We start from the raw sequence: 11,579 nt of genomic DNA, 5'->3' as shown, positions 1-11,579 counted from the left end.
TTTGTTACTTATAAGTTTTTACATATTATTATGCACTCCTTTACCTTTCATTTGTTTTCGTTTAGTATGGTTTATCTTAAATAAATTAACATTGATGATTTTTTGGAAAGTATATGAAACTTATAATGACATCTCGTATTTTTATAATATCTGTATTTATATTATTCTCGCTAACAACGTTAACCATGAATGCTCAGGCAAAAGACGGGGAGCACGTTTTTGAAAAAATTAATAATGGGTTGGCCAAAACACCCCCTATGGGCTGGAGTAGTTGGAATCAATTTGGCGTTGAAATAGATGAACAGCTAATTATCGAAACTATTGATGCAATGGTAAATAACGGTATGAAAGATGCTGGATATATTTACGTTAACCTTGACGACGGCTGGCAGCAAGATAAGGGAAATCGTCAGAATAAACCGCTTGATTATGACAAAGAAAAGTTTCCGCGTGGCATTAAGTATTTAGCCGATTATGCTCATGAAAAAGGGATGAAACTCGGCATTTACTCTGGTCCTGGAAAAACAACCTGTGCAGGTTACTCTGGTAGTGAAGGGTATGAAAAGCAAGATGCTGATATGTTCGCCTCATGGGATGTTGACCATTTAAAATATGATAGTTGTTGCTCACATAAAGATGCAGGCAAAGAAGAATTAAAAGAAGCTTTTTATAAAATGTCTAAGCCTTTAGCGGAAAACCCTAAAGATGTTGTTTTACATGCATGTCATTGTGGTTGGCAAGATATTTGGGAATGGGCTGGCGACATAGGCGCAAACCATTGGAGAATAGGACAAGATATTTCTGATGATTTCGACTATCCAGACAACAGAGAAGGCTATTATTTTGATGTCCTCGATATGTTAGATAGAGGTAATGGTTTAGAAGGATTCAATAAACCAGGGCAATGGAATGATTTTGATATGCTAGTCGTTGGTCTTAATGGTGAGAGTAAAGAGCTTGTGGGGGCAGGTGCCTCTAATATTGAATATCGTGCACATTTTAGCTTATGGTCAATCTTATCTACTCCTCTATTAACCGGTACTGATGTACGTAACCTTGATACTTATACTTTAGAAACGCTGACTAATAAAGAAGTGATAGCGTTAAATCAAGACTCGTTAGGTAAACAAGCAAAAACGGTTAAAAAGGAAGGTAAAATTCATATATTAGCAAAACCAATGGCAGATGGTAGCTGGGCGATTGCAATGCTTAACCGTGGTAGTGAAACAGAAAACATCTCTATTAACTGGAAAAAAGAGCTAGGTTTAGCATGGGAAGAAGTTCATGTGAGAGATTTATGGCAACATAAAAATATGGGTAACTTTCCAGAAAGCTATACTGACGAAGTTATTTCACACGAAGCCGTTATGTTAAGAATATACCCAACTAAATAAAATTTTCACACGATAGATCATGAGTGTACTCTCATGATCGCCTTAGCTAATAACACTTCTATTAAGTTTGTGATTTGGCTTTGCGAAGGATAAATAGGTCAAGGTAAGGCGCTTGATTGAGTAATAGCTGGCTTATGTGATTAAAATAAAGAAACTATTGGCTTATTTGAACCAGTATAAGTGAGCAATAATTTACTGGGACTGGTATAAGCCTATAAAAAACAAAGACGACACCTAATTTTATTAAATTGACCTATGATGAGATTATTTATGAAAATTACGAGTAATATTCAAAACAAGCAAGTCCATTTCATGCAGTATTTTTTAGTTTTTTCTTTGGCCGTGTTAATTAGTGCATGCGGAGGGCTATCGACAGAGACTCTAGATAATCATATTGATACAACAACATCTTCTTTAACGCCAGTCACCTTGCAATCATCTATCGATCGCGTACAACCGATGACAGGGATAGTATATTGGGCTAACAATGCAACCCAATTGGCTAACTTAGGAGATACAGTACAGCTTGAATATTCCTATGTTGTTTACGCCGATGTTGTCAGCGAGGAAGGTGTATATGATTGGACGATTATTGATAATTTATTAGCTGATGTAGCAAGTCGAAGCCACCAAGCAATATTACGTTTTCGTTATACTTATCCAGGAAAAACAGCGGTGTCTGTACCTCAGTATATTGAGACTGCAACAGGTTTTAATTCAACAATTGAATTAGTGGAAGGTCGTAATACTTACTTGCCTGATTGGAGCTTTGTGGGATTAGAGCAATTTACGTTAGAGTTCTTTAGTGCTTTTGCTGCTCGTTACGATAATGATCCTCGTATTGCGTTTTTACAGGTGGGTTTTGGCTCTTATGCAGAATATCACTTATATGATGGTGCTGTAAGTTTAGGTAATAACTTTCCATCTAAGCCCTTTCAAGCTAAATTTTTAAAACATTTAGATAATGAATTTAATGAATTACTTTGGTCATTTTCAATTGATGCCGCCGACTCCAGTTACACTCCTATATCGGCAGAGCCTGACTTAAAAGCGCTGAGCTTTGGCGTATTTGACGACTCATTTATGCATGAAACTCACTCGGATAATGACGAGGAATATAATCGCTCTAATTGGTTATTTTTTGGCAAAGATAGGTTTAAAACCAACCCGGCAGGTGGTGAATTTAGTTACTATTCTGACTATGATCAAATGAATGTATTGAATCCTAGTGTCGGCCCTTATGGCAAGAGTTTTGAGTATTTCGCTGAGCTTTATCATATAACTTATATTATAGGAAATAATCAATCTTCATACCAAAGCCCAGAGCGTATTAAAGAGGCGGCTATGGCTACGGGTTATAAATTCAAAATAGAAGCGTTTGAGTCTTCTGTTACTGCGAGTAAAATTGTGATTAAAAATACAGGTATAGCGCCAATCTATTACGATGCCTACCCAACCGTCAATGGTGTTCGCTCAAGTGAATCGCTTAAAGGGTTATTACCTGATCAAAGCAAAAACTTTACTATAGCGACAGGCGGAGATAACCCCATCCTTACCATTGAAAGTGATCGATTGGTAACAGGCCAAGTTATCCAATTCGATGCTAATTTATAATTTTACAATGAATGAACAAGTTAACGGCTTCGCTTTGGTTGAATATATTTATTACCCGTGCTGAAGCCTAGTGTAATAAAAATCATTATTTAACCTGAATGTAAGCTCAGGTTAAATATATAACTATTTTAAAGGTCAAGAATGAACTCAAGAACAGATTTAACCAGTTGGAAAAACTTAGTTGAACATGCCAAAATAATGAAAAATCAACATATGAATGATTTGTTTACCAAAGACTCAAATCGGTTCAATGAATTTTCTATCAAATTAAATCCTTTTGTACTCGACTATTCTAAAAATATTATCACCGAAGAAACGATGTATTTATTAATGCAATTAGCAAAAGATTGCGATGTGGAACAATGGCGTGAAAAAATGTTTGACGGTGTTTCCATTAATAAAACAGAAGAACGAGCGGTATTACACACAGCATTACGTGGTTCAGTGAAAAAAAACACGAATATATTTGACGAAAATATAACCTCAAATGTGGAACAATCACTAAGTAAGATGAAAAAGTTTAGTGATAAAGTCCGAAAGGGTGAATGGTTAGGTTACTCGGGAAAACGGATAACTGATGTTGTAAATATTGGTGTAGGCGGCTCTAACTTAGGGCCTCAAATGGTCACTGAAGCACTTAAAGGTTACAGTGATAATAGTGTGAATACCCACTATGTTTCTAATGTAGATGGCACACAAATAGCGAATATTTTAAAGCCATTAAATCCTGAACAGGTATTATTTATTGTTTCAAGTAAAACGTTTACAACGACTGAAACTATCACTAATGCGCAAACTGCAATGAAATGGTTAGTATCATCATCATTTGACTCTAACGCTGTAGAGAAGCATTTTATTGCCGTTTCTTCTAATAAGGTTAATGCGATTGAGTTTGGTATCCTCGAAGAGAATATTTTTGATATGTGGGACTGGGTTGGTGGTCGCTTCTCTTTATGGTCAGCTATTGGATTACCAATAGCCATTGACTTAGGGTTTGAAAAATTCACAGAATTGCTTGCCGGGGCTCACGAAATAGACAATCACTTTTATACTGCTCCGTTAAAAGAAAATGCACCGATAATTTTAGCGTTGTTGAGTGTTTGGAACTGTACGTTTTTGGGGGCTCAGTCCCAAGCGATTTTACCCTACGATCAAAATTTACATATGTTTTCTGCTTATATGCAACAAGCTGAAATGGAAAGTAATGGCAAATCCGTTTCATGGGACGGCGAACAAATTGACTACCCAACGGTACCAACAATTTGGGGTGAGTTAGGCATTAATGGTCAGCATGCATTTTATCAATATTTACACCAAAGTAATAATGTTGTACCTGCAGACTTTATTGGTTCTATTGAAAGTGTCACCCCTGTCGCCGGTCATCATGAAACATTAATGGCTAATTTCTTTGCTCAAACACAAGCGCTGATGAAAGGTGTAAATGAAGAGCAAGTACGAGAAGATTTGAAAGCTAAAGGAAGAACACAGGAATATATCAATAAAGTAGCACCTCATAAAGTACATCGAGGTAACCGACCTACGAACTCTATTTTAATGAAACAGTTATCACCAAAAACGCTAGGTAGCTTAATAGCTTTGTATGAGCATAAGATTTTTGTACAAGGTATTATCCTTAAAATATGTTCATTTGACCAATGGGGCGTTGAATTAGGGAAGGGGCTGGCAAATAAAATACAGCTGGAACTGCAAAATAATACCGTTAATAAAAATCATGATAGCTCTACGCAAGGATTAATAGAATATTATAGGGATGAACGACAGCACTAAGTTGATGTGTTAATTACCAACAACAATTAACTTTGGTTTTCAATTACCTGCCTAGGTGGCAGGTATCTATTTTTAGTTCGAACTAAGTTACTTGTAGCACTTAATATACTTGCTATTAGCTGTACCCTGCGTTTCAAGTGCCGCGAGTATAGCCTCCCATTTTTAATGATACCCTTATCTTTACAATAAACGATCTTCGTTTACCTTCGATGCATTCTTACTCAATATTAAAACCCTAATAATAACAAATCAAAACTTTCATTTGATTTCAAAAAAGGGTATTGTTTTTATTGTAGAGGATTAATTATACAAAAATAAGGATAATAAAATGAAGAAAAAAATAGCTAAAACATTACTACTGTCAATTATGTTTGCCATCGGTTTAACTAGCCCATTAAAAGCTCAAGAACCGATAATCTACTTTACTTATTTATTTAACTGGAATTTAAATCACGCTGGCGCTCCTGTCAGTGGTATGCCAACTCTAGTGGAGCAGGGACAGAATTCTCTTTTGGATGTTTTTGAAGAGCACCCAAAGTGGACAACTCAATTTTACTTATCGGCTTACACTACCGATTATCTACAAAATAATTACCCCAAAACAATTGAAAGGCTTAAAAGTGGTATTAAAAAAGAGCGCTATGGTATTGGCACTTATACACTCAGTCACCCTATCTTGAATTTAACCCCCTATAACAATCTTATTCTTCAACTTAATGAAAGTATCAAGCAAGACCAAAAAACTTGGGGGTTTAAGCCAACCAGCGTATTTCTTCCTGAGAATTCTTGGGATGTAATATTACCGCAAGTTTTTGAAGATGTGGGCCTTCACTGGATTTCAATTTATAAAGACATTATTCCTGCTTATGAAAATCAACTTTATTATCCGCCGACTGTCATGCTAGATGGTATTAATGGTACAAAAATGCCCGCGGTTTTAACTGCACCATTGTTAACAAGTGGCAGTACGACAGCATTAAAAACAAAATTAGATGCGTTATATAAAATACTTAAAGATAAAGGAATTAAAGAACACTTTGTTGTATTTAAGGGCGATGCGGAAGATATATATTTTGAGTCATTAGAGATGTTGAATAACAAGAATGGTGATTTACATGCCTCGGGTGATATGCTGCCTAACCTTCCCGCTATAAAAAACTGGAATGAACGATTAACAATGGTTGAAAACTTACCTTATGCTAAGTTTATAACAATGGAAGCGTGGTTAGAAAAACACCCTACGGAAGTTTCTATACCTAATGAAGAAATATCAATGGCTGCTGATTTTACCAATTGGATTAGAAATAATGGCGTAGAACGAATGAACATTTTGACCGATGAAGCTAGAACAGAAGTGAATAATGCTCGCTATGCCATCATTCTTGCTGAAAAATTAGGGCTGAATGTCATAAACGCACAAGCTATATTAACGCAGGCAGAATACCAATTGATGCTTTCTGAAGGAGCAGACGGTAGAGCAACAACACCTCCAGCATCTAGAAAAAAGTTTGTTATGGAAGCTGCTGTTAATGCAACTAAACTTGCGCGTCAATCGGTGAACGCAATAAGTAAGTTAGATAAGTAAGTTAGATAAGACCGATAATATAGATAGAAATAGAACAACTAGGGCCGTGGTTTTAACTCAAATCACGGCTTATACCAATTTGATTAAAGTTATTCCCAACTCAGACCTCTACTCGATGTTCAATCACAAGAAAAATTTGTTTCGGTTTAGTCATTCTAAATAACATGAATTTAACGATATTAATGTACATCGATTAAGCTCCCAGAGGACGAGTTTAAAAGACTTACATGCTGCGTTATTAATTTTGACAAGGTTCCCACATGGATGTGGGATATTAGGGTAACGCAGGAGCAGTTACCGAGAGTAACCATTCTCTTCAATTAACGCCTGCCTCTAAGCCTTTTAATTCTCGCTGAGTGGGAAAGAACTTAATCAATTTGGTATTATAAGCAAATGAATACCTGTTGAGTTAAGTTCACCTTTAATTCAAGTCTATCTTAAGGAAATATCATGGGATGGAGATACGTTCAGGTCTTCTGAAAAGAGCATTTTTGAGTGGTCGGTGTGTTGTTAATGAGAGGTTTGTTGGTGTTTGTTAGCTGCGTGCCAATATAGACGATTAGAAAATCGCTGACACTGTTATGCTAGCATAAGTAGTATCATTGATTTTCAAATACAGCGATTGCCTGATGTACACGCAAAATGCGTAAAGTTTTTTTATGCAAACCTTATTAAGAAAACTACACAATTTAATTATATGATAGGCTATTATGAATTTAGCTTAGCCAGTTTTTCTGCATATAGTGCCGCGCCTACAACAGGACTGTGCAATGGCTCATAAACTTTATAGTTATTCGATAAGTTTTCTAATGCCTTGATAAAAGGTGTTAATACAAATTTTCCAGCATTAAATATACCACCCGAGTATGAAACCTTCACTAACTCACCTTTTGAAAATCCTAATGACTTAGTGGCACCTTCAACTATTTCTGCAAGCTCATTAGCGGCTTCTTCTAAAATTGCAATAGCGTGTTTATCACCTTCTGAAGCAGCTTTATATACCAGAGCTGAAACAGAGGCAATTTTACTCCGCTCAGAATTCCAGTGACATAACACAAGTGCGGTAATATCTAGGTCATGCTTAAAGTCTAACGTTGACTTCAATAGATCATAAAGAGGACCTTTACTAAGGCGTCCATCACTCATTTTTGTGAATACTTGTAACCCTTTACGTCCTACCCAATAAGCAGAGCCTTCATCACTGAAAACCTCTCCCCAACCACCGCATCGAGCAGTATTCATTTGGTTTACGCCATAAGCTATCGAACCCGTACCCGCGACGATATTAATACCATCAGCGCAGTCAAATGCTGCTGCCCAACCATTCACCATATCATTATCACATTGATACTTCTCTGGGCTCATAAAGCTTGAAGGTAAAGCGTCTATTTGATTAATTAAATCACTATCTTCACCGTATGCAGGTAAGCCAAAAAAAGCAAAGGCAATGTCATCTATTGATCCCGAAACTTGTTCTAACAAAGCTAAAACACCTGACTTAAGGACTTCTTGCGCACCTTCTAAACCAACTTCAACATGGTAGCAGGTCCCAAGCTCGTATGTTGCAACCACATTACGTTTTTGATCAAGTAATGCGAATGCCGTTTTGGTTCCACCACCATCAACGCCTAAATAATACACAATATATATCCTCTTTTATTTTCCAAGCTTTATTAGTGCTTGGATCTTTATACTTTTTGGAGATTTTGGCTCAAGTATGAAACAATTTTTTTTGAAAGTAAATTAATTTAACCCTTCATTAGCTTTCATTTTGGTGTTATCAAAAACTATTAGGAAATAATATCCATATTTATATTTTCATATGTTTTCTTTTTGTTGACATGTCTTTCGATATCCTTCAGTATGATTTTTCATACAAATGTTTTTACTACGATAAGTGATCCAGTTCATCGTGATCAAATCCGTAGTAAAAAATACATCACTTTAACTGCGAGAGGCTATTTTGAACAAACACTTAACTGCAATTTCTCTTATTACACTTGCCTTAAGCGGTTGCTCTGGCTCTAGTGATAACTTAAATAATCAACAGTACTCTATGGCTGATTATTATTCTGTAAACAAAATAGATGCACATGTACATGCGAATAATGCATCGACTGCTTTTATTGAGCAGGCAAATAATGACAATATAAAATTACTTTCTATCAATGTAGATTACCCTGACTTTCCACACATTGATAAGCAAGCAACTATTGCCCAGGCTTTTGCTAAGCAACACTCAGATACTTTTTACTTTGCAACGACATTTTCTATGGAAGGGGCTAACACTAAAGAGTGGGAAAATAACGTTATCAAACGTATAGACTCTGCCGTAGAAGAAGGTGCTGTTGCCGTAAAAGTGTGGAAAAATATTGGCATGGCTGAAAAAAATACTGATCAAAACTTAGTTATGATTGACGATGTTATGTTTGATCCTATTTTTGCGCATTTAACTGATATTAATATCCCACTCATTGGCCACCAGGGGGAGCCAAAAAACTGCTGGTTACCTGTTAGTCAAATGACTGTAAATAATGATAAACAATACTTTGCGAATCATCCACAATATCATATGTACCTTCATCCTGAGATGCCTAGTTACGAAGATCAAATGCAAGTACGTAACAATATGCTTGATAAACACCCTGAAATGCATTTTATGGGCGCTCATTTAGCAAGTTTAGAGTGGAGTGTCGATAAAGTTGCCCTATTTTTAGATACTTATCCAGATGCAGTTGTTGATTTAGCGGCTAGAATGGGACAAGTGCAATATCAATCTAAACTTGATAGACAAAAAGTACGCAATTTCTTTATTAAATATCAAGAACGTATTTTGTACGCAACCGACTTAACGCATTCTCCTGAAGCAAGTGATGTTCAGATAAAATCTGATACCCATAAAAAATGGTTAGATGATTGGAAATACTTAACGAGCGAACACACGGTATCGGTCCCTGAAGTCGATGGCGAGATCATAGGCTTAGGGTTACCCAAAAACGTTATTGATAATATCTATTTTCATAATACGATCCAATTTTTCAATCTAGTGCCATAAACATAAAAACTTTCAACATTCATAATATATTAGAGGTTAAAATGAAAAAAAATTATGCCTATAGCTTATTTATTTGTGCAATTAGCATTTTTTCAATTGCGGGTTGCGCTAAGCAATCTAATAACGCCAATAAAAAAGAAGATATTGTATACACAGTAAAAACTGAAGAAATTACAGTGTCATTTAATAATCAATTGCACAGTAATGTAAAAGGAAAAGTCAACGGAAAAACAGTAACCTTAGGTGATATGCAACCCAGTGAATATGTCGTCACTTTTGATAGTGGCGTAATCAGTGACTTTGACTTTATCGAAAAGAAAGTACAAAAAGTAAATAATGAATTAGGTGATGGCACTCAAATAGAGTTAAGTGGGTTATCAAGTGAAGGCCTTTTAAAGAAAACACTCGTCAGTATTTATGAGCGTTATCCAACCATGGTTTTTTTTGATGTGAGTTATACCAATACAGGTGAAAACAGCATTAAAATTACTAAATGGGTAAATAACCATTACTCATTATCGGCCCCTGAAGCCAAGCAAACGACGCAACCAGATTTTTGGTCCTATCAAGGCGCTTCTTATGCCGATCGTCGCGATTGGGTGACAGCGATAACGCCTGGACACAGCCAACAAAACTATATGGGGATGAACTCGTCAGATTATGGTGGAGGCACTGCCGTAGTTGATTTATGGCGTCAAGATATTGGTATCGCTGTAGGACATACAGAGATCACACCAAAATTAGTTTCGTTACCCTTGATCTATAAAAAGGATGAACTTGGTGCAACCATCCATATAGAATTAGAAAAAGGTAATGAACTAAAGAAAGACCAAACTCTTAATACCATTCAAACATTCGTCAATGTGCATCATAAAGATTATTACGCGACGCTTAAAAATTACCGCAATGTTATGGCCGATAAAGGCTTAAAAATGGCTGACATACCTGATTCTGCATACGATCCAATTTGGTGTGCTTGGGGTTATGAACGTAACTTTAATGTTGATGAAGTACTTGGTACATTAGAGAAAGCTAAAAACATGGGATTAGAATGGGCCGTTTTAGATGATGGTTGGCAAACTGCTGAAGGGGATTGGTATCTAGATCGCAAAAAATTTCCAAATGGCGATAAAGATATGAAAAGTTTCGTTAGTAAAATTAATGAAGCAGGTCTTAAAGCCAAGTTATGGTGGGCACCTTTAGCGGTTGATCCAGGAACAGACTTATTACATGAACATTCAGACATGTTACTGTTAGATGAAAACGGTGCGGTACATGATGTTACTTGGTGGAATAGTTTTTATCTTTGCCCTGCTTATGAAGGTACGATTGAACATAGTAAAGAACTTGTGAAAAAAATGTTGGGTGAATGGGGTTATGAAGGTTTAAAAATTGATGGACAGCACCTTAATGGTGTTGCTCCTTGTTACAATCCCGCACATAACCATGCATACCCTGAAGAGTCAGTAGAGAAACTAAGTGAGTATTGGGAAGAAATATTTAAAACTGCCCAAGAAATAAATCCAGAAGCCATTATTGAAATTTGTCCTTGTGGTACCTCATATGCTTTCCATAACTTACCTTATATGAACCAAACTGTTAGCTCTGATCCGTTAACTTCTTGGCAGGTACGTCATAAAGGTAAAACGTTAAAGGGCTTAATGGGTGATTCATCCCCATACTATGGTGACCATGTTGAACTAAGTGATAATGCCAATGATTTTGCCTCTTCTGTTGGAATAGGTGGCATCGTCGGGACTAAATTCACTATGCCAGATTCTAAAGGTGTAGGCGCGGCTTATGCTTTAGATGAAGAAACTGAAGCAACATGGACAAAATGGATTAATTTATACAAAGAAAAAATGCTTCCTAAAGGTATTTATTTAGGTGAGCTGTATGATATAGGGTTTGATATTCCTGAAACGCATGCAATCAAAAAAGATGCGAATATGTATTATGCATTCTATGCTGATGACTGGAAAGGTGAGCTTGAATTACGTGGATTATCTTCTGGTAAATACCAGATAAAAGACTATGTAAATAATGAAGTGCTGGGCACAGTTGACGGTCCAACAGCTAAACTGAATACTGAATTTAAAGGTTACTTACTTATCGAAGTATCACCAGTGATGAGTAAATAAAA

Annotated in this window: 7 protein-coding genes; 6 read left to right on the top strand and 1 reads right to left on the bottom strand. The window is 36.2% G+C overall.

Features of this window, described 5'->3' with window-relative positions; all coding sequences use genetic code 11:
* Positions 1–113 precede the first annotated feature (113 nt).
* From GQS55_RS14625 to GQS55_RS14610, 4 genes are all read left to right on the top strand, one after another.
* Positions 114–1,394 carry a glycoside hydrolase family 27 protein gene (locus tag GQS55_RS14625; protein ID WP_159821202.1) on the top strand — a complete coding sequence of 427 codons (1,281 nt, stop codon included), beginning with the start codon at positions 114–116 and terminating at the stop codon, positions 1,392–1,394.
* A 270-nt stretch (positions 1,395–1,664) separates the two neighbouring features.
* Positions 1,665–3,008, top strand: coding sequence for a hypothetical protein (locus tag GQS55_RS14620; RefSeq protein ID WP_201294521.1), 1,344 nt, complete (start codon positions 1,665–1,667; stop codon positions 3,006–3,008).
* Positions 3,009–3,149: 141 nt separating this feature from the next.
* Positions 3,150–4,796: a glucose-6-phosphate isomerase gene (pgi, locus tag GQS55_RS14615; RefSeq protein WP_159821201.1), complete on the top strand. Its 1,647-nt coding sequence runs from the start codon at positions 3,150–3,152 to the stop codon at positions 4,794–4,796.
* A gap of 328 nt (positions 4,797–5,124) precedes the next feature.
* Positions 5,125–6,381 (top strand): hypothetical protein, encoded by a 1,257-nt coding sequence (locus tag GQS55_RS14610; protein WP_159821200.1) that lies wholly within the window; start codon positions 5,125–5,127, stop codon positions 6,379–6,381.
* A gap of 708 nt (positions 6,382–7,089) precedes the next feature.
* Here the strand turns inward: GQS55_RS14610 and GQS55_RS14605 are convergent.
* On the bottom strand, positions 7,090–8,022 hold the full coding sequence (locus GQS55_RS14605) for an N-acetylglucosamine kinase (RefSeq protein ID WP_201294520.1): 933 nt from the start codon (positions 8,020–8,022) through the stop codon (positions 7,090–7,092).
* 322 nt (positions 8,023–8,344) lie between these two features.
* On the opposite strand from GQS55_RS14605, the gene GQS55_RS14600 reads away from it, so the two are divergent.
* Positions 8,345–9,436 (top strand): amidohydrolase family protein, encoded by a 1,092-nt coding sequence (locus GQS55_RS14600; protein ID WP_159821199.1) that lies wholly within the window; start codon positions 8,345–8,347, stop codon positions 9,434–9,436.
* Between the two features lie 41 nt (positions 9,437–9,477).
* Entirely contained in the window at positions 9,478–11,577 is a 2,100-nt protein-coding gene (locus GQS55_RS14595; RefSeq protein WP_159821198.1) for a glycoside hydrolase family 36 protein, read from the top strand.
* Positions 11,578–11,579 lie beyond the last annotated feature (2 nt).

It is taken from the genome of Colwellia sp. 20A7, assembly GCF_009832865.1.
Classification (GTDB): domain Bacteria; phylum Pseudomonadota; class Gammaproteobacteria; order Enterobacterales; family Alteromonadaceae; genus Colwellia.
This window is presented reverse-complemented; position numbering and strand designations above follow the sequence as displayed.

Bases quoted from the DNA above. Each gene is read 5' to 3' on its own strand.
- pgi (WP_159821201.1), top strand. From the start codon at position 3,150: ATGAACTCAAGAACAGATTTAACCAGTTGGAAAAACTTAGTTGAACAT.
- GQS55_RS14620 (WP_201294521.1), top strand. From the start codon at position 1,665: ATGAAAATTACGAGTAATATTCAAAACAAGCAAGTCCATTTCATGCAG.
- GQS55_RS14625 (WP_159821202.1), top strand. From the start codon at position 114: ATGAAACTTATAATGACATCTCGTATTTTTATAATATCTGTATTTATA.
- GQS55_RS14595 (WP_159821198.1), top strand. From the start codon at position 9,478: ATGAAAAAAAATTATGCCTATAGCTTATTTATTTGTGCAATTAGCATT.
- GQS55_RS14610 (WP_159821200.1), top strand. From the start codon at position 5,125: ATGAAGAAAAAAATAGCTAAAACATTACTACTGTCAATTATGTTTGCC.